This window comes from Streptomyces sp. CB02400 (genome assembly GCF_001905725.1).
Classification (GTDB): Bacteria; Actinomycetota; Actinomycetes; order Streptomycetales; family Streptomycetaceae; genus Streptomyces; species Streptomyces atrovirens.
In genome coordinates this window covers 174,754-195,457 of record NZ_LIWB01000014.1, presented here as the reverse complement: position 1 = coordinate 195,457, position 20,704 = coordinate 174,754, and the positions used below count along the sequence as shown (strand labels likewise).

Here is a 20,704-nt window from a genome sequence, read left to right as displayed (position 1 = left end):
GGGTCCAGCCGGTGCCGGGACGCCGAACGGCGCCCCGGCGTCAACGAGCCGTGTGCGGTCAGGCGTTCGGGTCGAAGGGGATGCCGGAGGGCTTGGCCGCGGCGAGGTGGGAGGCGAAGCTGCCGTCCTTCAGCCCGAAGTGGGCGCTGCCGAAGTCGTACGAGCTGAGTTTGTCACGCAGCCCCGCCGGGTAGCCGTTCCAGCCGACCAGCGTCGGGTACTGCCAGCCGCCCCTGTGGTTCTCCGGCGGTTCGTCGCCCGAACCCGCGAGGCGGAAGCAGTGGGTGCCGATGCCGTCCTTGTGGTACACGATCTTCGGATGCGTGCCGTCGAAGCGGACCGCCGACCGCGCGTGGACCGTGAAGGACCCGTGGTTGGACGTGGACACGTACTGCACGGTGTCGTTCCGCACCCAGACCACGACGTGCTCCCAGTCGTGGCGGTGCCCCCCGAGGCTGACGCCCGGCAGGGCCTGGTCCTTCTCGAAGTACAGCGCGTAGACGACGGCGCACCAGCCGTTGTTGCACGTGGAGCGGGAGTAGCCGTTGGTGTTCTCCAGGTCCGAGGCGTCACGGCAGTCGCCGTTGAGGGCGCCGGTCGGTCTGAGGCCGGTGTTGACGGAGCCGTCCGGGCCGATCGCCGCTGTCGGGTAGCAGCCGTCGGTGTCGTAGTCGTAGGCGGGCTGGTACGTCCGCTCCAGGACGTCCGCGTCGGCCGGCAGGGCGGGAGGGGGTGCGGCGAAGGCGGTGGCGGGGAAGGCGATGACGAGCGCGGCCGCGCCGGCGAGGCCGGTCAGCCATCTCCTGCGGTGCGTTCGGAACGTGCTCGACGGCACTGCGTCCTCCTCATGGTCCGGGCGCAGCCAACGGCTGTGGGGGAACGGGGAGTTCAGCATCCCGGCTGGACGTATACATGCCAAGAGGGTGCAGACGTACCGCTGGTGAAGCGCGGCCCAACACTCGCCGCACCGGGCCCCGGATCGCACCGGATCACCCGGAGTGCCGGCCGGACCGGCGGCCATGAGGGGTGTGGGCGATTGATTGAGTTACGCAATGAGATGGTAAAGTGCGGTGCATGCCCACACCCGACGTCCCCGCCCCTCCGGAAGTGGCCGAGATCGAGCGCGCGCTCCACCGCCTCACCTACCTGAGCACGCGCGCACGTCAGCACGAGCGGCTGATGGCCCTGGCGGGTGTGCCGCTGGACCGGGCCGCCGTCGCACTGCTGCGGCAGATGGCGGACACCGAGCCGATGCGCCCGGGGGAGCTGGCCGCCCGGCTGGGCGTGGAGGCCTCGCACGTCACCCGCACGGTGCAGCAGTTGCAGAAGTCCGGCCACGTCACCCGAGTCCCGGACCCCGACGACCGCCGCGCCCAGCGCATCGAGCTCACCGGGGCCGGCCGGGAGGCCATCGCCCGGATCCGGGAGACGGGGGTCCGCGGCATGCAGGTGGCCCTGGCCGACTGGTCGCCCGACGACCTGCGGCAGCTCGCCACCCTCTTCCACCGCATGGTCGACGACTTCCTCGCCCACGCCGCCGCCGAGGAGCCGGAACACGCCCGCAGCGCCTGACCGCGGCGCCGGGGCCACGGGTCCCGAGGCCGGTGCCTCACCGTACTTACCGTCGGGTAATATCCCGCGGCAGGTCATCAGAGGAGGAACCGTGTCCCGGTCCGAACGCTCGCCCCTGCTGCTCGCCGGCCTGCTGGCCGCCGCGGGCGCCGCCCACTTCGCCGCCCCGCGCCAGTTCGACCACATCGTGCCGCGCTCCCTGCCCGGCTCGCCCCGGACCTGGACCTACGCCAGCGGCGCCGTCGAACTCGCGCTGGCCGCCGGGCTGGCGCTGCCCCGTACCCGCAAGGCCGCCGCGCTGACCGCGGCGGCCTTCTTCGTCGGCGTGTTCCCCGCCAACGTGAAGATGGCCGTCGACTGGCGGCACCGTCCCGCCCCGCAGAGGGCCGCTGCCCTCGGCCGGCTGCCCCTGCAGGTGCCGCTGGTGCTGTGGGCGCGGGGCGTCGCCAAGGGCGCGGAGGGCAGGTCGTGAGCGGGCGGGTGGAGAAGGGCGACACGGCCCCGGACTTCGCCCTCCCGGACGAGACCGGCACCGTCCGCCGGCTCTCGGAGCTGCTCACCGAGGGACCGGTGGTGCTGTTCTTCTACCCGGCCGCGCTCAGCCCCGGCTGCACCGCGCAGGCCTGCCGCTTCCGCGACCTCGCAGCCGAGTTCGCCGCGGTGGGCGCACGGCCGGTGGGCATCAGCTCGGACGCCGTCGAACGGCAGGCGGAGTTCGCCGGACGGCACTCCCTCGGCATGCCCCTGCTGTCCGACGCCGACGGCACGGTCCGTGAGCGGTTCGGCGTGAAGCGGGGAATCGCCCTGGCGCCGACGAAACGGGCCACCTTCGTCATAGGCCGGGACCGCACCGTCCTGGAGGTCGTGCGCAGCGAACTGCGGATGAACACCCACGCGGACCGGGCGCTCGCCGCGCTCCGCGCATAGGACGCACGGGCGGACCGTCGCGGTTGATACAGGCACGTAATGGGATGATCCTGGACGAATGGATGACGCCTCCGCCGCGATGGTCGTCGATGCCCGCGGCATCGTGACGGGGTGGAGCGAGGGCGCCCGGCGGCTGACCGGGCACCTGGCCGAGGAGGCCGTGGGACGGGCCGTACGGGCGCTGCTCGCCGAGGACGCGCCGTCCGGCACCGCGCCCCTCCCCTCGGGCCCGGTCACGCTGCGTCACCGCGACGGCCGCCCCGTACCGGCCCGGCTCACGCTCCGGCCCCTGCAGGGCGCCGGGGGCACCCCGGCCGGACACCTGATCACCGCCGAACCGTCCCGCGCGGCGGAGACCTCCCTGGCCGCGCGGGCCTTCCAGCAGGCGTCCATGGCGATGTCCGTCTTCGACACCGAGCAGCGCTACCTGCGGCTCAACGACGTCGCCTGCCGGATGACGGGCAGGCCCGAGACGGACCTGATCGGGTCGCCGTACCTGGACAGTGTGGAGAGCGCCGAGTACAGCCGCGGCTTCCACCGGCATCTGCGCCAGGTCACCGAGACGGGCGAACCCCTGCACTACCAGAGCTTCACCCGTGAGCCCTCCGGCACCCGGCCGCACGCCTGGAACATCGAGATGTGGCCGGTCCGTGACTCCTCCGGCGAGGTGGTCGGCGGCGCCCTCGCGGCGTTCGACAGCACCGAGCAGCACCGCGCCCGGCGGCGGCTGGCGCTGCTGAACGAGGCCGCGGCCACCATCGGCACCACCCTGGACGTCGTCCGCACCGCCGAGGAACTCGTGGCGATCCTGGTGCCGGCGGTCGCCGACTTCGCCACCGTCGACCTGCACGACTGGGTCCTCGGCGCCGACGAACCCCCGGTCCGGCCGGACACCGGGGTCGTACTGCGCCGGGTGGCGCACGGCTCCGCCGCCGAGGACGCCCCCCAGGCGGCGGTGCGCCTCGGCCAGACGGACGTCTACCCGCCCTGCTCACCGCCCGCGCGGGCGCTGCGGGAGTGCAGGGCGGTGCTCGCCCGTGCCGGCGAACCGCACTTCGACCGGTGGATCGCCGAACGCGGGGCCCCCGCCCCGGCCGGCCGCGTCCACTCGCTGCTGGCCGTGCCGCTGCGCGCCCGCGGCACCACCCTCGGCGTCGCGGTGGCCGTCCGCAGCATCCACCCCGAGGGGTACGCCGACGACGACGCCGCGCTCGCCGAGGAACTCGCCAGCCGCGCCGCCGTCTGCGTCGACAACGCCCGCCGCTTCGCCCGCGAACGCACCACCGCGCTGACCCTCCAGCACAGCCTGCTGCCGAAGGGGCTGCCCGGACAGGCCGCCGTCGAGGTCGCCCACCGCTATCTGCCCTCCGCGTCGGCGGCCGGCATCGGCGGCGACTGGTTCGACGTCATCCCGCTGGCCGGCAGCCGGGTCGCCCTGGTCGTGGGTGACGTCGTCGGCCACGGCATCCCCTCCACGGCCACCATGGGCCGGCTGTGCACCGCCGTACGCACCCTCGCCGACGTGGACCTCCCGCCCGACGAACTCCTCACCCACCTCGACGACCTGGTCACCCATCTCGCCGCCGACGACCGCGAGGACGTCGCCGAGCTGGGCTCCACCTGTCTGTACGCCGTCTACGACCCCGTCACCCGCCGCCTGGCCGTGGCCGCCGCCGGACACCCCGCGCCCGCCCTCGTGCTGCCCGACGGGACGTCCCGGCTCATCCGTGTGAACGCCGGTCCCCCGCTGGGCGTCGGAGGGCTGCCGTTCGAGGCGACGGAGCTCCAGCTGCCCGAGGGCTCCGTCGTCGCGTTCTACACCGACGGCCTCATCGAGGACCGCGACCGCGACATCGACCGGGCCGCCGACGAGCTGTGCCGCGCCCTGGCGGTGCCCGCCGACTCGCTGGAGTCCCTGTGCGACGGCGTGCTGAAGGACGTACTGCCGCAGGCGCCCGGCGACGACGTGGTGCTGCTCCTGGTCCGCACCCGGGCCCTGGGCGCCGATCAGGTCGTCACGAGGGACGTGCCGCCGGACCCCGAGGAGGTGGCCGCCGCCCGGCAGTGGGCCGGCGAACGGCTGGCAGCGTGGGGGCTGGACGAGATCGCCTTCGTCACCGAACTCGTCGTCAGTGAACTGGTCACCAACGCCATCCGGTACGGCGCGCCGCCCGTCCAGCTACGGCTGATCCGCGACCGCACCCTCATCTGCGAGGTCGCCGACGCCAGCTCCACCTCACCGCATCTGCGCCGCGCCCACGCCTACGACGAGGGCGGACGCGGACTGCTGCTGGTGGCCCAGCTCACCCAGCGCTGGGGCAGCCGCCAGACGGACGGCGGCAAGACGATCTGGGCGGAACAGCCGCTGCCGCAGCCATGACCCGCCGCGCGGTCCCCGCCGGACTCCGCGGCGACCCGGGCGAGGGCCCGGCCGGAGCGCGCCGACCGCGTCGACCACGCTCGCCGCGGACCGGAGGCACCGCGGCCCCGGCACCCCCTTCGGACGCCCGGACGGGGAGCCACGCCTCCCCGTGCCGCCGTCGTCGTCCGCGCCGCGGAAGCGGGTGAGGGCGTACTCGCCGTGCGGCTTCGGTCCGTGCGGCCGGAACGTGGCGTGGCCGAGCGGCCCGTACGTGCCGTGGTCCCGGACGAGGGCCGTGCCGCCGCCGTACCCGCCGCGCGGGTTCACGCCCCCGGACTCCTCGTGCGCCGGCGGACGGTCCTCCGTGGACACGGCGAGCCGCCCGGTCCTTCCCGTGCGCCACCGGCGCCCGCGCGGGCGCCGGATACCCGGTCAGAACTCCTCGTGCACCTCCGGATCCCCGCCGATCCGCCGGTGGGCGCGGTCGGCGATCGTCCGCATCTGGGCGGCGTCCAGTTCGAAGCCGAAGACGTCGAGGTTCGCGCGCTGCCGCTCGGAGTCGGACGACTTGGGGACGGGGAGCGCGCCCAGCTGGACGTGCCAGCGCAGCACCGCCTGGGCCGGGGTGACCCCGTGCGCCTCGGCGACGGCGGCCACGGCCAGGTCGTCCAGGAGCGTCGAGCCACGGCCGAGCGGGCTCCAGCTCTCGGTCAGCACACCCTTGTCGGCGTGGTACGCGCGCAGTTCCTCCTGCGGGAAGAAGGGGTGCAGCTCGACCTGGTTGACCGAGGGCAGCACCCCGGTCTCCTTCTCCAGCCGCTCGATGTGGGCGGGCGTGAAGTTGGAGACGCCGATGGACCGGACGAGCCCGTCCTCCCGCAGCTTGATCATGGCCTTCCAGGAGTCGACGTACTTGTCGACGCGGGGGAGCGGCCAGTGGATCAGGTAGAGGTCGACGTACTCCAGGCCGAGCCGGGCGCGGGACTCCTCGAAGGAGGCGAGGGTCTCCTCGTAGCCGTGGTGCCGGCCCGGGAGCTTCGTCGTCACGACGACCTCCTCGCGCGGGACGCCGGCCCGGGCCACGGCGCGGCCGACACCGGTCTCGTTGCGGTAGTTGGTCGCCGTGTCGACGAGGCGGTAGCCCATCTGGAGGGCCTCGGCCACCGCCCGCTCCGCCTCGGCGTCGTCCATCGGCCAGGTGCCCAGGCCCAGGGCGGGGATCGTGGTGCCGTCGTTGAGGGTGTGGCTCGGGATGCTGCTCACCAGGGTGCCTTCCCGTTGACAGTGTCGTCCTCCCAGCGTCGGGGACGAGGGGGTCAATGATCAACCGGACGGGTAGGGAGACCGGTGGGGACGACCGACGGAGTGGGGAACGCATGACGACGCACAGGGACGGCACGGGGGAGGGCACGGCGGTGGAGGTGCGTCCGGTGGCCGGGCACATCGGGGCCGAGATCACGGGTGTCGACCTCGCCGGTGACCTCGACGACGCCGTGACCGCCGCCATCAGGGCGGCGGTGCTCCGCTGGAAGGTGGTGTTCTTCCGCGGCCAGCGCCTCGACCACGCCGGCCATGTGGCGCTGGCCCGCCGGTTCGGCGAACCGGTCGTGCTGCCCCGGCGCGGCAAGGCCTCACCGGCGGACTTCCCCGAGATCGAGACCACCGCCGACCGGCTGGAGCTCGGCGGACGCTTCGGCATGGAGCACGACGAGTGGCTGCGGCGCCGCCGCCACACCCTGCTGCGCGGCTGGCACTGCGACCACGGCGCCCGCGTCGACCCGCCGGCCGCGACGATCCTGCGCGCCGAGACCGTCCCGCCCTACGGCGGCGACACCACCTGGTCGAACCTGGCCGCGGCGTACGCCGGACTCTCCGCCCCGGTGCGGGAGTTCGCCGACCGGCTGCGCGCCGAGCACCGGCTGGGGGTCGGCTACCAGCCCCGCCCCGGCGACGACGCCTATCTGCGCCATCTGCTGGAGAGCCAGACCGCCTCCGAGCACCCGCTGGTGCGCGTCCACCCGGAGACCGGGGAGCGGGTGCTGTTCGTCAACGGCTACTACGTCGAGCAGATCACCGGCCTGTCCCGCCCCGAGAGCACGGCCGTCCTCCAGATGCTCCTGGAGCAGGCCACCCGGCCCGAGTACACCGTGCGGCTGCGCTGGGAGCCGGGCAGCGTGGCCTTCTGGGACAACCGGGCCACCATCCATCTGGCCCCGGGTGACACCGCCCACCTCGACCACCCGCGGATCATGCACCGGGTGATGCTCGCCGGTGACGTGCCCGTCGGCGTGGACGGCCGGCCCTCGCGAGCCCTCACCGGTACCGCGCCCGGCCGCTGGTAGCTCATGTGAGGGGGATGGTCACCTCGTCCTCGACCGGCGGGGCGATCTCCTGCGCGCGGTGGCCGGTGGCCGCGTGACAGCGCAGCCGGATCGCCTCCGGGCTCACGTCCAGCCGCAGGAAGCACTTGAAGAACGGCGGGCTGTAGGTGGCCGAACCCGGTGAGAACAGCGACGTGTAGGCCTTGCGCACGGGCAGCCGCAGCCGCTTGCCCCGGTCGGGCCGGCGGCCGGTGCCGAGCAGCCCTGCGACCAGCCGCGTCCGGCGGGTGACCCGGGCCGGTGCGCCGGGCGCACGGGTGGGTCCGATGCCGAGGCGTTCGGCGATCACGGCCATCGCCTCGGCGTCGGTGAGACCGAAGAAGCGGCTCAGTCGCAGCCGGCGTCCGTAGAGCCTGCTGTAGAAGGCGAGGGAGTCGCCGCGCAGCGGATAGCAGCGGAAGTCCCGCTCGGTGACCCCGGCGACGTCCACCCGGGGGATGGTGTGGGTGGCGTGGGTGAACGCCCCGCCGCCGCCCGCCACCACGTACTGCAGGGTGCGGCCGTCGTCCAGCCGTACCGGGTAGCGCTGGTAGTTGTGGATGTCGCCGCCTATCGCGGCCACGTAGTGGTGGCCGGGGTCGCGGACGATGTCGTCGACGGTGCCGCCGCCCTCGATCGGGCACGGGTGGTGCTCGCCGTCCACGTACAGGGGCGAGCCCGTGACGAGGATCTTCGGGCGCGGTCCGCGGGATACCTCGCGCAGCCACGCGCCCTGTTCGGCGTCGACCGTGCCCAGCAGTCCCGTGTCGATGCCGACGATCCGCACCGGCCCGGCGTCGATCGCCCAGTACGGCCCCGGCTGCACCGCCTGCTGGGCGGGCGCGGACCGCATCTTGCGGGCCTCGTCCAGGCGCCCGCCGTCCCCGGCGCGCGGCCGGTGCCACAGCAGGGAGCGCAGCCGGGCCCGGCTGAACGGGCGCGGCGTGGGTCCCGGAGGCAGCGGCGGGGCGTCGTCGCAGAAGACGCGCATGAAGCCGCCGAGGTCCTCGTACCAGTCGTGGTTGCCCGGTATCGCGTATATCGGGGCCTGGTAGTCCCGGTACGGGCGGAAGAACTTGGTGCCGTAGTCGTCGGCGCTGCCCACCGGGTAGATCACATCACTGGCGAGCACGGCGAAGGCGGTGTCCCGGCCCTCCTGAAGCAGTCCGGGCACCACCGCGTACTGGGGCTCGTCGCCCTCACCCGTGTCGCCGATCACCAGGAACGAGAACCGGTCCGGATCGTCACGCCGGATCACCTTGTCGGCGGGTGCGCCGGCCGCCTCCCGCTGGGCCACCCAGCGGCTGCGGGTGTCTCCCGTGGGGTCGCCGAACCAGGAGGCCAGGACCCCGTTGCGGGCGGCCCACAGCATGCGCGGGTCGAGCCAGGAGATCTTCTCGACCTCGTTCGGCATCAGCCGCCGGTACGCACCGCGTTCAGCGGTGCCCCAGCCGGCGCCCTCGGCGGTATCACGTGAAGAGTCGGACACCGGTGCACCGTAACAACGGCGCGGTGGACGGCCGGAGAGCGGGGTGCCGGTGAATCCCCGCCGTACGGCACCGAGTTGGGGACAGTGGTCAGAAGGTGCGCGCCAACAGGTCGAGCAGCGCCGCCCAGTGACGCTCGTCCGCCTCCTTGTCGTACGCCGCCGTGTCGGACTGGGTGTAGCCGTGCGGCGCCCCGGCGTACACCTCGCAGCGGTGCCGGACACCGGCATCCGTCAGCGCCCGCTCCAGCCGCTCGATCTGCTCCTCGGGCAGCGAGTGGTCCTGGTCGGCGTGGCCGAAGTACACCTCGGCGGTGATCCGGCCGGCCACCAGGTGCGGACTGTCCGGCGCGTCCGTCGCCAGCCGGCCGCCGTGGAACCCGGCCGCGGCGGCCACCCGGTCCGGGTAGGTGCCGGCGGTGCGCAGGGACAGGGCCGCGCCCATGCAGTAGCCGGTCACCGCCACCGGACCGCCGGCCACCGCGGAGCAGTCGGCGAGCCACCGCAGATACGCGTCGGCGTCCCGCATCGCCCGCTCGGGCGTGAGCTGCCGCATCACCGGCATGAGGCGCCGCAGCAGCCGGCCCCGCGACGCGTCGTCGATGAACTCGGGCAGCTCGGCCACCGGCGCGGGCCCGCTCCGGTAGAGCACATTGGGGACCAGGACGGTGTACCCGGCCCCCGCCAGCCGGTCGGCCATCGCCCGCAGCCGCGGACGCGGCCCGAAGGCGTCCATGTAGAACAGGACCGCCGGCCGCGGCCCCCCGTCGGCGGGATGCGTCAGATACGCGTCCGCGGTGCCGTCCCCGGTGCGGACACCGACGGTCGTTCCCTGTACGGCGGTCATGGCTGCGCTGCCTCTCGAAGGATGTGGATCACGCCCATCGTGGCACGTCGGCCGGGCGCGGCGGACGGCGCGGCGCCCTCACTCGAACCGGGTGACGTCGCCGGCGCCCCGCCGTACGATCTCCGCCTCGCCGCCCGAGAAGTCGATCACCGTGGTCGGCTCGGTGCCGCAGTCGCCGGAGTCGAGCACCGCGTCCACCTGGTGGTCGAGCAGGTCCTTGATCTCCCAGCCCTGGGTCATCGGCTCGTCCTCGCCGGGCAGCAGCAGGGTGCTGGACAGCAGGGGCTCACCGAGCTCCGCCAGCAGGGCCTGGGTGACGACGTGGTCCGGGATGCGCACGCCGACCGTCTTCTTCTTGGGGTGCAGCAGCATCCGCGGCACCTCCTTCGTCGCGGGCAGGATGAACGTGTAGCTGCCCGGGGTCGACGCCTTCACCGCGCGGAACACGTCGTTGTCGATCCGTACGAACTGGCCGAGCTGCGCGAAGTCCCGGCACATCAGGGTGAAGTGGTGCCGGTCGTCCAGCTTGCGGATCGTACGGATCCGGTCGATGCCCGAGCGGCTGCCCAGACGGCAGCCGAGTGCGTAGCAGGAGTCCGTGGGGTACGCGACGAGGGCGTCGGAGCGGATGCTCTCGGCGACCTGCGCGATGGTGCGCGGCTGGGGGTTGTCGGGGTGCACGTCGAAGTACTTCGCCATTCACCGAGCTTATGCCGTCCGCGCGCCAGGGCCCCGCACGCCGCCCTCGTGGCCGGTGCGCCGACGCGCCGGGATGAGTCGCGCGCACGGGTGGGGTAACGTCCCCGACCTGGGCCGGGGACGACGAGCGGACGAGGGGAAGGCCGAGGTGGCAGGCCGTAGGGACGGAATCCGGCGGACGCCGGAGGCGGCCGGGGAGGGTCCGGCGTGGGCGCGGGAGCTGCTCGAACATCTGCGTCCGGCCGGGCGGGACGCCCGCAGGGTCGTCGACTGGCTGGCCGCCACCGCGCACGCGGAGGTGTCCCTCCAGGACGCCGCCGGGGCGCTGCTCGCCGGGCCCCGGCTGCCGTTGGACGGGTCCCTCGTCGCCGACCTCGGCTCCGGCCGGATCGCCTCCGCCGCCTGGGAGGGGGAGGGGCGCCATGTGCGCCTGGTGAGGATCGGGCACCCCTCGGGGGCCTGTGTGCTGGCCGTCTCCCGCGAGGCCCCCTTCGACCGGCACACCTCCGACGTCGTCACGCACACCGCCCAGGTGATCGAACTCCTGCTGACCGCCCACGAGACCGCCGCCGCCGGACACCGGCTGCGGCGGGCCACCGCCGATCTGCGCCTCGCGATCCTGCAACTGCTGATGGTCGAGGACACCGTCGCCGCCCGCCGGGTCGCCGCCGGACTCTGGCCCGGCCTGCTCGACGCCGACACCGCCTGCGTCTACGTCGTCGAGTCCGCGCCCGCCCTGCGCGACCGGCTCGCCGCGGAGTGCCTGGACACCACGCGGGAGGAGGCGCTGGTCGTGCGCTGCCCGGCGATGGACGGGCACGTGATCGTCGTCAGTCCCCGCGAGGCCACCGCCGGCGAGCTGCGGTCGCTGGTCGAACGGCACCCGGGCACCTTCCTCGGCGGCAGTGTGTGGCAGAGCCTCGCCCGTACCGCCACCGCGTACGGGCAGGCCGTCAGCGCCCTGGCGGTGGCGCGCTTCCGCGCCGACAAGACGGCCGTGTACGCCGAACGCACCCACCCGGAGCGGCTGATGGACCCCGCCGCGCTGCGCGGCTGGGCGGCCCGGGTGCTGCGCCCGCTCGACGCGCTGCCGCACCACACCCGCGCCGAACTCCTCGCCACCACCCGCCTCGGCCTGGAGTTCACCGCCGTCAACACCGCCAAGATCCTCGGCGTCAGCCGCAACACCGTACGGGCCCGCATGGAACGCGTCGAGACCATGCTCGGCGCGGACTTCGACGACGTCACCGCCCGCGCCGTGGTGCACCTGGCGCTGCACACCCAGATCAACCTCCTGGACGGGCAGGCGGCCGGCGACCCCGCGGCGCACTCCCCGGGCCTCGCCGACCTGCTGGCCGGCCCCGCCGTCGGCGGCTGGGCGCGGGAGCTGCTGGGACGGCTGGAGGGGGACCCCCGGAACGTGCGCCGCACCCTGCGCACCTGGATCGCCGCCGGCGGCAACGCCGAGCGGGCCGCGCAGAGCCTGGGCGTACACGCCCAGACCGTGCGCGAGCACGTGCGCAGCGCCGAACCGGTCCTGGAACGCCAGCTGCTGGCCACCGGGACCGACCTGTACGAGGTCGTCCTGGCCCATCTGGCGGCGGGTGACCTGGAACAACCGGTCCTCACGGACGGGTGAACCGGGCTTTTCGGACTCAGTTGTGCACGGATGAGCCCTCCGGCGGCCACAGCGGGCACCGGTGCGGTACACAGGCCCGCCCCGCTGCGCATAGTTTCGGCAGCACGGCGGAGGCACGACCGGAACGGGGGACCGGTCGCGCCCCCGCCCCTTCGCCGCTGTGTGCCTCCGGCGTGGACGGGTACCCGGCCGCCGCTGTGGAGGCCCGCCCCCGGCCTCGGGTACCGAGGCGGACGGGCCCGTAACGAGCACCGCGACGAGGAGGCCCGGATGACCAGCGAGACGGAGACCGGCGGCGTCACCGGCACGCAGGACAAGGACTACAACCTGATCTGGTACGTCGAGGCGTGCCTGAGCAACGCACTGCGCCTGGAGAGCTACATCCAGGACGCCGAACGCGCCAAGGACACCGAGGTCGCCGACCTGTTCCGCAAGGCCCAGGCGGACAGCCGCAAGGGCGCGGAACTCGGCAAGGAGCTGCTGCGCGCACGCCTGAACGGCGGCTGAACACGCCGCTTCACAAGGCCCGGCCACCGCGCACGACCACGGCGGCCGGGCCCGTGCCGTCCCGCGGCACCACTTCCTCACCCGTTCCTCACCCGGCCTGGCGCAACCGGCCGCTTCCCGAGTCGCCGACCGCGGTGATGCGGGGCAGCATGGCCCTCGTACGGACGGCATCGGAGGGACGTCGAGCAGCGCAAGGAGCCCACGATCATGACGGACGTTTCGAGCCGGGGCCCCGCTCCGGGCGACGACCGCAAGGTACTCACCAACCGGCAGGGTCATCCGGTCTACGACAACCAGAACCAGCGCACCGTCGGCTCCCGCGGCCCGGCCACGCTGGAGAACTACCAGTTCCTGGAGAAGATCAGCCACTTCGACCGGGAACGCATCCCCGAGCGCGTGGTGCACGCCCGCGGCGTCACCGCGTACGGCTACTTCGAGGCGTACGGGAAGTGGGGCGACGAGCCGGTCTCCCGCTACACCCGCGCCAAGCTCTTCCAGGAGGAGGGCAAGCGCACCGACGTGGCCGTCCGCTTCTCCACCGTCATCGGCGGCCGGGACTCCTCCGAGGCCGCCCGCGACCCCCGCGGTTTCGCGGTGAAGTTCTACACCGAGGACGGCAACTGGGACCTCGTCGGCAACAACCTGGGCGTCTTCTTCATCCGGGACGCCATCAAGTTCCCGGACGTCATCCACGCCCTCAAGCCCGACCCGGTCACCTTCGAGCAGCAGCCGCGCCGCATCTTCGACTTCATGTCGCAGACGCCCGAGTCCATGCACATGCTGGTCAACCTGTTCAGCCCGCGCGGCATCCCGGCGGACTACCGCCACATGCAGGGCTTCGGCGTGAACACCTACAAGTGGGTCGACGCCGAGGGCAACACCAAGCTGGTCAAGTACCACTGGATGCCCAAGCAGGGCGTGCGCAGCATGACCGTCGAGGACGCGGCGAACGTCCAGGCCGAGGGACTCGGCCACGCCACCAAGGACCTCTACGAGGCGGTGGAGCGCGGCGAGTACCCGGAGTGGGAACTGCTGGTCCAGATGATGGACGACCACGACCACCCGGAACTGGACTTCGACCCGCTGGACGACACCAAGACCTGGCCCGAGCAGGACTTCCCGCCGAAGCCGGTGGGGCGCATGGTGCTGGACCGGATGCCGGAGAACTTCTTCGCCGAGAACGAGCAGATCTCCTTCGGCACCGGCGTGCTCGTCGACGGGCTGGACTTCTCCGACGACAAGATGCTCGTCGGCCGGACCTTCTCCTACAGCGACACCCAGCGCCACCGGGTCGGCCCGAACTACCTCCAGCTTCCGGTCAACCAGGCCAAGCACGCGGACGTGCGCACCAACCAGCGCGACGGCCAGATGGCGTACTTCCAGGACAACGGCGGGGAGAATCCGCACGTCAACTACGAGCCGTCGATCACCGGCGGTCTGCGGGAGGCCCAGTACCCGACGCACGACGACCAGGGCCCGGAGATCCGGGGCCGGCTCACCCGCAAGCGCATCGAGCGCACCAACGACTACCTCCAGGCGGGCCAGCGGTACTGCCTGATGGAGGACTGGGAGCGTGACGACCTGGTGAAGAACTTCGTCACCCTGATCTCCCAGTGCGACCGGGAGGTGCAGGAGCGTATGGTGTGGCACTTCCTGCTGGTCGAGAACGACCTCGGCCGCAGGGTCGGCGAGGGCCTCGGGATCACGCCGGAGGACGTCGCCCACCTGGAGCCCCTGGCGAGCCAGGACCTCACCGACGAGGACCGCAAGCGGCTGGCCAGTCTCGGCGACAACCCGCCCCGTGACGTGGAGGGACTCACCATGACCCACTGCGTCCCCGACGAACGGTACGTGGTGACCCGTTAGGGACGGGCCGCCGCCCGCGCCACCGCGAGCGCCTGCCCGGCGTAACCGCGCCCGAACAGCACGGCGTGCACCAGCAGCGGGAACAGCTGGTGCACGCCGACGCGTGTCCGCCATCCGTCGGCGAGCGGCGCCACCTCCTGGTAGCCGTCCAGCACCGCGTCCAGATGGGGGCAGCCGAACAGGGCGAGCATCGCGAGATCGGTCTCCCGGTGCCCGCCGTGGGCGGCCGGGTCGATCAGGTGGACGTGCCCGTCGGCGCCCCAGAGCACATTGCCGTTCCACAGGTCGCCGTGCAGCCGCGCGGGCGGCTCGGCGGGCCCGGCCAGCTCCGGCAGCCGCTCACAGACCCGCTCGACGACACCCGCCTCACCGGCGGTGACGGTGCCGTCGTCGACCGCCCGGCGCAGATACGGCAGGATCCGGTGCCCGGCGTACCAGCCGGGCCAGTCGTCGCCGGTGACGTTGCGCATCGGGGCGAGCCCGATGAACGCCTCCACCGGGCCGCCGGGCGGCGGCGCCCCGAAGGCCGGCGCGCCGGCGGCGTGCAGCGCGGCCAGCCCCCGGCCGAACCGCAGTGCCGCCTCCCGCCCGGGCGGGCCCTGCGCCACCCGGTCGACGACCAGCCGGCGCGCGTCGTGACCGTGCACCACCGGCACCCGTACTGTCCCGGCCCCGGCCAGCCAGCGCAGCCCGGCTGCCTCGGCGCGCGCGGCCTCCGCTCCGTCGGCGCTCTTGACGACCACCACCCGGCCGTCGTCGAGGGCGACCTCGGCCAGTGAGCCGGACAGCGTACGCACACCGGTCACCGCGCGCCCCGTGAACCGGGCCGCCACGGCCCCGGGCCCGTCACTGTCCCGGACGGTCGGACCGGGAGGGAAGCTCATGGGCGGACTCCTCACGTACGGGTGCGCGGGCGAGCGGTCGTGCCCAGGGTAGGGGCTCCCCGTACGCCCGCGTCCGCCGCCGGCCGGTCACGCGGGACGGTGAAATCCCGGCCGCCGCCGATCGAAGGAAACCGCGCCGGGGGACCACTCGGAGCATGACGAGTACATCGTTCCAGCGCACCCTCACCCTGCCCGCCACGCTGTGCGAACAGGCCGCGCACCATCTGGAGCAGGCCGCCCGGCGGACCGTGGACGGCGCCGGAATCCCGCTGAAGGCGTTCCGCGCGGCCGCCGACAGCGACTACACCCTCCCGGTGTCCGTGGTGGAACAGGCGGCGGGCTGCCTGCTGGTCCTGGCCACGGAGACCGCCCAGACCGTACGGCCCTCGGCCCTGCGCACCACCATCGGCGTCGCCCTGTGCCTGCGCGACGCCGTCCAGGCCGTCCACCGGCCCGCGCTCACCACCCGCTTCTGGTGAGGGCGCGCCGCATGGTCCCCGCCCGGCGGGGAACCCGGCGCACCCCCCACCACCCACACCTCCAGGAGAAGGCATGAGTCTGTTGCGCGTCCTCGGCCGGCCGATGCTGGCGTCGATGTTCGTCGCGGGCGGGCTGGACTCCGTCCGCAACCCCCAGAACGTCGCCCCGATCGCCGAGTCCGTCGTCCAGCCCGTCACCGACCGCGTCGCGGTGCTGCCGGACCGCACCGAGGACGCCGTACGCCTCAGCGGCGCCGTCCAGGTCGTGGGCGGACTGCTGCTGGCCACCGGACGTCTGTCCCGCCCGGCGGCGCTCGCCGTCGCCGCCACGCTCGTGCCCACGACGCTGGCCGCCCACCGCTTCTGGGAGGAGGAGGACCCCGGCCAGCGCATGCAGCAGCGCATCCACTTCCTGAAGAACCTGTCGATGCTCGGCGGTCTGCTGATCGCCGCCGACGACACCGGCGCCGCCCCCTCGCTGCTCTGGCGGAGCCGGCACGCCGCCCACGATCTGCGCCGCGACGCCCACCTCGTACGCCGGTCCGTCCGGGCCGGGGCCGGTCCCGCCGCGGCGGCCGGCCGGGTCCGGGCCAAGCTGTCCTGCTGACGCACGGACCGCGTTAGCTCCCCGGAGTCGGGGGGACTCGTCGGCGGGTGGACCCGGCCGGGTGCCACCACGAACCGGAGGTGAAGGACATGGGACACGGAGGCAACGTCATCGACGAACTGGTGACCGATCACCGGGAAGTCGAGGAGCTCTTCGGCAAGATCGAGGCACTGCCGTCCGGTCACAAGGACCGCAAGACGTACGCCGACCAGGCCACCATCGAGCTGATCCGGCACTCGGTGGCGGAGGAGGCGTACCTCTACCCGGCCGTGCGCGAGCACGTGGAGAACGGGGACGCGCTGGCCGACCGCGAGCTCCAGGACCACGCCACGGCCGAGCAGACGATGAAGGACCTGGAGGGCTGCGACGCGGGCGACGCCGAGTTCGACCGGCTCATCGGCGCGCTGATGAGCGAGATCCGCGAGCACGTCGCCGACGAGGAGCAGAACCTGTTCCCGATGCTGCGCGCCTCCTGCTCCCCGGAGGCGCTCGACCAGCTCGGTGACAAGGTCCGGCAGGCGAAGAAGACCGCCCCGACCCGGCCGCACCCGTCCGCCCCGGACAAGCCCCCGGCGAACAAGCTGCTGGCACCGGGCGCCGGCATGGTGGACCGGGTCCGGGACGCGCTGAGCGGACGCGGCAAGCTCGGCTGACGCCACCAGGGGCGCACGCGGGGACACAGAAGGAGGGGCCCGTCACACAGGTGACGGGCCCCTCCCTTGCCCCCGCTCCCTGTGATCAACCACACTCACGGCCCAAGTCCCCCACGCGAAGGCACATTTGACGCCCGCTTCCCCTTGATCTCCGGCTACTCGGAACCGACTCGGCGGTCCCTTCTGCCACGATGGGCCGCGCCCTTCCGGGTGACGGGAGCCGCCGAGCAGCGCAGCCGGCGTTCCGCTTCCCGCGCCCCTCCGCTGAGTCCTCCGACTCGTCCTCCCGAGTAGCGCGCCTGTGTCTTCCTCGCTCCCCCCTGCCCAGTCCGGGTCCCGCTCGCCCTGGCGCTCCCTGCGGCACCGCAGCATGCGCTGGTGGTCCGTCGCGAACTTCGTGTCCAACGCCGGTACGTGGATGCAGCTCACGGTGCAGAACCTGCTGGTCCTCCAGATCACCGGGTCCGCCGCCGCCACGGGCCTGTCCATGTCCGTGCAGGCCGCACCGGCCCTGCTCATGAGCGTCCTCGGCGGCGCGGCGGTCGACCGCTGGCCGCGGAAGCTGACGGCCGCCGTCAGCCAGGCCCTGCTGGCCGTCATCGCCTTCACCACGGCCACGCTGGTGGCGCTGGACCGGCTCGACATGACGTCCCTGATGGTGCTGGCCGCCGTCACCGGCATGATCGCCACCGTCGACAACCCGGCGTGCGCCCTGCTGGGCAACGACCTCGTCCCCGCCGAGGACGTGCCCTCCGCCATCGGCGTGGGCGCGCTGGTGTTCAACGCGGGCCGGCTCGCGGGCGCCGCGCTCGCCGGAGTGACGGTCGGGTTCCTCGGCACCGCCGCCGCCTACTTCGCCAACGGGTTCTCCTTCCTGTTCGTGACCGCGGTCATCCCCTTCCTGCGCCCGGCGGCAGGGGCGGTCCGGCACGTCGTCGGGAAGGGCGGGAAGGGCGAGAAGGGCGAGAAGGGCGAGCGCCCGCAGAGCGCCATGACCGTCCGCGAGGGGATCGCCTTCTTCGCCCGCCGGCCGCGGCTGCTCGCGCTCGCCGGGGTGACCGGCATCAGCGCGGTCTTCGGCCGCAACTACGGGCTCACCCTCGCCGTCCTGGTCACCGGGCCGCTCGCGGGCGGCGCCGGGGCGTTCGGCACGGTGTCCACCGTCCTCGCGGTCGGCGGCATCCTCGGCGCGGTGCTCGGCGCGCGGCTGCGCCGGCCGTCCGTGCGGCTGGTCGGCGCCCTCGCGGCGACGGGCGCGCTGCTGCAGGTGGTGGCCGGGATGTCACCGTCGCTGGCCGTGCTGCTGGCGCTGGTACTGCCCATGGCCGTCGTCGAGTCCGTCTCCGACACCGCCGGAACGGCCGTCCTGCAGACCGACCCGCCCGCCCACCTGCGCGGACGCGTCCTCGGCGTCTGGGGCAGCATCGGCACGGTATGGAGCCTGGGCGGCCCGCCCGCCCTGGGCCTCCTCATGGAACTGGCCGGCCCCCGCGGCGCCCTGATCACCGGCGGCCTGATCATCGCCACCTCGATAGCGGCAGGCCACCTCCTCCACACTCGCCGCACTCAGGCCCCGGTGGTCCTCCGTCCCGAGGCCCTGGAAACAGCGGCGTGACTGCCGGCCCCTCCGGCGTTTGAGGAGCCGGGGGCCCGGGGGCAGCACCCCCGGGGACGGGGCGGGACGGGAAGGGGCTGCGGGGGCGAAAACCTCCCCGCCCCACCCCCCGCTCACCCGTCCGACGCCCGAAGGGCAACCGCCGCCGCCCGCGCCGCCCGCCGGGCAAGCAACGTCGTGGACCGCCCGTCCAGATACGGCAACACCACCGCCTGCCCACCCCAGGCCCGCAACACCCCCGCCTCCGGCAACTCCTGCACGGAGTAGTCCCCGCCCTTCACCCACACATCGGGCCGCAACCGCCCCAGCACCACCTCGGGCGTGTCCTCCTCGAACACCACCACCGCGTCCACACTCCCCAGCGCCGCCAGCACCCTCGCCCGGTCCGCCGCCGGCGTCAGCGGCCGCCCCGCCCCCTTCCGCCGAGCGACCGAAGCGTCGGAGTTCAGGCACACGATCAGACAGTCCCCGACCCGCCGCGCACTCTCCAGCAGCCCGACGTGCCCCGCGTGCACCAGATCGAAGCAGCCCCCCGTGGCGACCACCGTCCCCCCGCGCGCCCGCACCCCCTCCGCCAGCTCGAACGCGTCGGCGGCGGCGGACCCGTGCGCGGGCCCGGGCACGGCCGGCGCGTGCCACAGGTCCGGATTCCCCGCCCCGCCCGCCGCGACGAACGCCGCCGCCTCGGCGACCGCCCGCTGCAGCGCCTCCTCCGGCAGCAGCCCGTCGGCCAGCGCCGCGACGGTCGTCGCCGCGAAGCAGTCACCCGCGCCGCACGGATCCCCGTCCGCCCGGAACGGCGCCGGGATCAGCATCGGCGTACCCCCGCCCGGCCGGGTCAGCAGCACCCCGCGCTCGCCGAGCGTCACCGCGACGCCCGCCGCCCGCCAGCGCTCCGCCAGTTCCGCCCCGCGCTCGGCGAAGGCACTCAACGACGCCCCCGGCGCCCCCGACACCCCCGGCGAACCGGCGCACAGCGCGACCGCCTCCGCCGCGTTGGGCGTGACCAGACGCGCCCCCGGTACCGGTGGGTCGCCCTTGGGATGCGGGTCCCACACCAGCGGTGTGTGCCGGGCCGCGTCCTCCAGGTGCGGACGCACGGCCCCCGCGGTGTGCCGTCCGTAGTCCGCGACGAGGACGGCGTGCGCGCCCGCGAGCGCCTCGCGCACCGCGTCGTCCGGCTCGCCCGGCGTCCCGCCGCCCCGGTCGATGCGCACCACGGGCCGCCCGCCCGCCAGCACCCGCGTCTTCACCGGCAGCGTGCCGTGCAGCGGCAGCTCCAACAGCCGGATCCGTCCGCTGAGCTCCCGGCGTACGGCCTCGCTGGCCGGGTCGTCGCCGAGCGCGGTCACCAGCACCACGTCCCGGCCGCCGCGGGCCGCGAGCGCGGCGGCCAGCCCGGCCCCGCCCGGATGCCGGCGGTCACCGGTGACGTCGACGACCGGGGCGGGCGCGTCCGGGGCCAGCCGGGTCGCGACCCCCTCGATGTCCTCGTCGAGCAGGACGTCCCCCACCACCACCAGCGGTTTCGGACCGGTCATGACATCCTCCCGGGGACGGCCGCCGCACCGCGCGCGAGGGGCGCGGCCACGGCGGCGTCGAAACACTCGCAGAGCAGGTGTACGGCGACCAGATGCGTCTCCTGGACGGTCGCGGTGCTGCCCGCCGCCACGCACAGCGCCTCGTCCGCGGCCTGTGCCAGCGGGTTCGGGCCGGGCCCGGTGAGCGCCCAGACCCGCAGCCCGGCCCGCCGGGCCGTCACCGCCGCCGCGATCAGATTGGCGCTGCGTCCCGAGGTGGACAGCAGCACCAGCACGTCGCCGGGCCGCCCGTGGGCGGTCACCTGGCGGGAGTAGACGTGGTCGAAGCCGTAGTCGTTGCCGATGGCGGTGACGCTGGAGGTCTCCGCGTGCAGGGCGAGCGCCGAATAGGCGCGCCGCTCCCGGCGGTAGCGGCCGACCAGCTCGGCGGTCAGGTGCTGGGCCTGGGCGGCGCTGCCGCCGTTGCCGGCGGCCAGCAGCCGTCCGCCGTCGGTGAGCACGGCGGCGAGGCGTCCGCCCCAGTCGGCGATCCGGGGCAGGCCGCTTCGGCGGAAGCCGTCGAGGGCCTCCTGGAGCGACCGGCAGTGCGCCTGGGCGGCTTCGAGGGCGGAGTCTTCGGTCATGGCGTCTCGGGCGCACCGCCTCGGGGGGACGGCGGCG

General features: G+C 74.0%; 20 protein-coding genes. 12 read left to right on the top strand and 8 right to left on the bottom strand.

Going from position 1 to position 20,704, the window contains the following annotated elements; all coding sequences use genetic code 11:
* Positions 1–58 precede the first annotated feature (58 nt).
* Complete coding sequence (locus AMK33_RS29060; protein WP_073935942.1) at positions 59–835, bottom strand: NPP1 family protein; 777 nt, start codon at positions 833–835, stop codon at positions 59–61.
* A gap of 239 nt (positions 836–1,074) precedes the next feature.
* On the opposite strand from AMK33_RS29060, the gene AMK33_RS29055 reads away from it, so the two are divergent.
* The 4 genes from AMK33_RS29055 (at position 1,075) to AMK33_RS29040 (ending at position 4,879) form a co-directional block, all read left to right on the top strand.
* Entirely contained in the window at positions 1,075–1,572 is a 498-nt protein-coding gene (locus AMK33_RS29055; RefSeq protein WP_073935941.1) for a MarR family winged helix-turn-helix transcriptional regulator, read from the top strand.
* A 91-nt stretch (positions 1,573–1,663) separates the two neighbouring features.
* A complete protein-coding gene (locus AMK33_RS29050) occupies positions 1,664–2,044 on the top strand; it encodes a DoxX family protein (protein WP_073935940.1) in 381 nt (126 codons plus the stop codon).
* On the top strand, positions 2,041–2,499 hold the full coding sequence (locus AMK33_RS29045) for a peroxiredoxin (RefSeq protein ID WP_073935939.1): 459 nt from the start codon (positions 2,041–2,043) through the stop codon (positions 2,497–2,499). The genes AMK33_RS29050 and AMK33_RS29045 overlap by 4 nt, the downstream gene beginning before the upstream one ends.
* A 58-nt stretch (positions 2,500–2,557) precedes the next feature.
* Positions 2,558–4,879: a SpoIIE family protein phosphatase gene (locus AMK33_RS29040; protein ID WP_073935938.1), complete on the top strand. Its 2,322-nt coding sequence runs from the start codon at positions 2,558–2,560 to the stop codon at positions 4,877–4,879.
* A 414-nt stretch (positions 4,880–5,293) separates the two neighbouring features.
* Here AMK33_RS29040 and AMK33_RS29035 read toward each other — a convergent pair whose 3' ends face one another.
* Positions 5,294–6,124: an aldo/keto reductase gene (locus AMK33_RS29035; RefSeq protein ID WP_073935937.1), complete on the bottom strand. Its 831-nt coding sequence runs from the start codon at positions 6,122–6,124 to the stop codon at positions 5,294–5,296.
* A 113-nt stretch (positions 6,125–6,237) separates the two neighbouring features.
* Here AMK33_RS29035 and AMK33_RS29030 point away from each other — a divergent pair, with 113 nt between their 5' ends.
* Entirely contained in the window at positions 6,238–7,203 is a 966-nt protein-coding gene (locus AMK33_RS29030; RefSeq protein WP_073935936.1) for a TauD/TfdA dioxygenase family protein, read from the top strand.
* Between the two features lies 1 nt (position 7,204).
* Here AMK33_RS29030 and AMK33_RS29025 read toward each other — a convergent pair whose 3' ends face one another.
* From AMK33_RS29025 to AMK33_RS29015, 3 genes are all read right to left on the bottom strand, one after another.
* Complete coding sequence (locus AMK33_RS29025) at positions 7,205–8,710, bottom strand: metallophosphoesterase family protein (RefSeq protein ID WP_073935935.1); 1,506 nt, start codon at positions 8,708–8,710, stop codon at positions 7,205–7,207.
* Between the two features lie 88 nt (positions 8,711–8,798).
* A complete protein-coding gene (locus AMK33_RS29020) occupies positions 8,799–9,554 on the bottom strand; it encodes a dienelactone hydrolase family protein (RefSeq protein WP_073935934.1) in 756 nt (251 codons plus the stop codon).
* A 78-nt stretch (positions 9,555–9,632) separates the two neighbouring features.
* On the bottom strand, positions 9,633–10,253 hold the full coding sequence (locus AMK33_RS29015) for an L-threonylcarbamoyladenylate synthase (protein ID WP_073935933.1): 621 nt from the start codon (positions 10,251–10,253) through the stop codon (positions 9,633–9,635).
* Positions 10,254–10,401: 148 nt separating this feature from the next.
* On the opposite strand from AMK33_RS29015, the gene AMK33_RS29010 reads away from it, so the two are divergent.
* From AMK33_RS29010 to AMK33_RS29000, 3 genes are all read left to right on the top strand, one after another.
* Positions 10,402–11,892 (top strand): helix-turn-helix domain-containing protein, encoded by a 1,491-nt coding sequence (locus AMK33_RS29010; RefSeq protein ID WP_073935932.1) that lies wholly within the window; start codon positions 10,402–10,404, stop codon positions 11,890–11,892.
* Positions 11,893–12,162: 270 nt separating this feature from the next.
* Entirely contained in the window at positions 12,163–12,399 is a 237-nt protein-coding gene (locus tag AMK33_RS29005; protein ID WP_073935931.1) for a hypothetical protein, read from the top strand.
* 207 nt (positions 12,400–12,606) lie between these two features.
* Positions 12,607–14,265: a catalase gene (locus tag AMK33_RS29000; protein WP_073935930.1), complete on the top strand. Its 1,659-nt coding sequence runs from the start codon at positions 12,607–12,609 to the stop codon at positions 14,263–14,265.
* Here the strand turns inward: AMK33_RS29000 and AMK33_RS28995 are convergent.
* Positions 14,262–15,149 (bottom strand): fructosamine kinase family protein, encoded by an 888-nt coding sequence (locus AMK33_RS28995; protein WP_073935929.1) that lies wholly within the window; start codon positions 15,147–15,149, stop codon positions 14,262–14,264. The two genes, AMK33_RS29000 and AMK33_RS28995, sit on opposite strands and share 4 nt — an antisense overlap.
* A 155-nt stretch (positions 15,150–15,304) precedes the next feature.
* On the opposite strand from AMK33_RS28995, the gene AMK33_RS28990 reads away from it, so the two are divergent.
* From AMK33_RS28990 to AMK33_RS28975, 4 genes are all read left to right on the top strand, one after another.
* Entirely contained in the window at positions 15,305–15,628 is a 324-nt protein-coding gene (locus tag AMK33_RS28990) for a hypothetical protein (protein WP_073935928.1), read from the top strand.
* A gap of 73 nt (positions 15,629–15,701) precedes the next feature.
* A complete protein-coding gene (locus AMK33_RS28985; RefSeq protein WP_073935927.1) occupies positions 15,702–16,235 on the top strand; it encodes a DoxX family protein in 534 nt (177 codons plus the stop codon).
* An 89-nt stretch (positions 16,236–16,324) separates the two neighbouring features.
* Positions 16,325–16,888 (top strand): hemerythrin domain-containing protein, encoded by a 564-nt coding sequence (locus AMK33_RS28980; protein ID WP_073935992.1) that lies wholly within the window; start codon positions 16,325–16,327, stop codon positions 16,886–16,888.
* Positions 16,889–17,258: 370 nt separating this feature from the next.
* Complete coding sequence (locus tag AMK33_RS28975; protein WP_235618234.1) at positions 17,259–18,503, top strand: MFS transporter; 1,245 nt, start codon at positions 17,259–17,261, stop codon at positions 18,501–18,503.
* A gap of 113 nt (positions 18,504–18,616) precedes the next feature.
* Here the strand turns inward: AMK33_RS28975 and AMK33_RS28970 are convergent, their stop codons facing one another.
* Positions 18,617–20,044, bottom strand: a complete 1,428-nt coding sequence (locus tag AMK33_RS28970) for a PfkB family carbohydrate kinase (RefSeq protein WP_073935925.1) — start codon at positions 20,042–20,044, stop codon at positions 18,617–18,619.
* On the bottom strand, positions 20,041–20,667 hold the full coding sequence (locus tag AMK33_RS28965; protein WP_073935924.1) for a D-sedoheptulose-7-phosphate isomerase: 627 nt from the start codon (positions 20,665–20,667) through the stop codon (positions 20,041–20,043). The genes AMK33_RS28970 and AMK33_RS28965 overlap by 4 nt, the downstream gene beginning before the upstream one ends.
* Positions 20,668–20,704 lie beyond the last annotated feature (37 nt).

Excerpts from the sequence above, each read along its gene's own strand:
- AMK33_RS29055 (WP_073935941.1), top strand. The coding sequence starts at position 1,075 with ATGCCCACACCCGACGTCCCCGCCCCTCCGGAAGTGGCCGAGATCGAG.
- AMK33_RS29040 (WP_073935938.1), top strand. The coding sequence starts at position 2,558 with ATGGATGACGCCTCCGCCGCGATGGTCGTCGATGCCCGCGGCATCGTG.
- AMK33_RS29030 (WP_073935936.1), top strand. The coding sequence starts at position 6,238 with ATGACGACGCACAGGGACGGCACGGGGGAGGGCACGGCGGTGGAGGTG.
- AMK33_RS29020 (WP_073935934.1), bottom strand. The coding sequence starts at position 9,554 with ATGACCGCCGTACAGGGAACGACCGTCGGTGTCCGCACCGGGGACGGC.
- AMK33_RS29015 (WP_073935933.1), bottom strand. The coding sequence starts at position 10,253 with ATGGCGAAGTACTTCGACGTGCACCCCGACAACCCCCAGCCGCGCACC.
- AMK33_RS29005 (WP_073935931.1), top strand. The coding sequence starts at position 12,163 with ATGACCAGCGAGACGGAGACCGGCGGCGTCACCGGCACGCAGGACAAG.
- AMK33_RS29000 (WP_073935930.1), top strand. The coding sequence starts at position 12,607 with ATGACGGACGTTTCGAGCCGGGGCCCCGCTCCGGGCGACGACCGCAAG.
- AMK33_RS28995 (WP_073935929.1), bottom strand. The coding sequence starts at position 15,149 with ATGAGCTTCCCTCCCGGTCCGACCGTCCGGGACAGTGACGGGCCCGGG.
- AMK33_RS28990 (WP_073935928.1), top strand. The coding sequence starts at position 15,305 with ATGACGAGTACATCGTTCCAGCGCACCCTCACCCTGCCCGCCACGCTG.
- AMK33_RS28985 (WP_073935927.1), top strand. The coding sequence starts at position 15,702 with ATGAGTCTGTTGCGCGTCCTCGGCCGGCCGATGCTGGCGTCGATGTTC.
- AMK33_RS28980 (WP_073935992.1), top strand. The coding sequence starts at position 16,325 with ATGGGACACGGAGGCAACGTCATCGACGAACTGGTGACCGATCACCGG.
- AMK33_RS28975 (WP_235618234.1), top strand. The coding sequence starts at position 17,259 with ATGCGCTGGTGGTCCGTCGCGAACTTCGTGTCCAACGCCGGTACGTGG.
- AMK33_RS28970 (WP_073935925.1), bottom strand. The coding sequence starts at position 20,044 with ATGACCGGTCCGAAACCGCTGGTGGTGGTGGGGGACGTCCTGCTCGAC.
- AMK33_RS28965 (WP_073935924.1), bottom strand. The coding sequence starts at position 20,667 with ATGACCGAAGACTCCGCCCTCGAAGCCGCCCAGGCGCACTGCCGGTCG.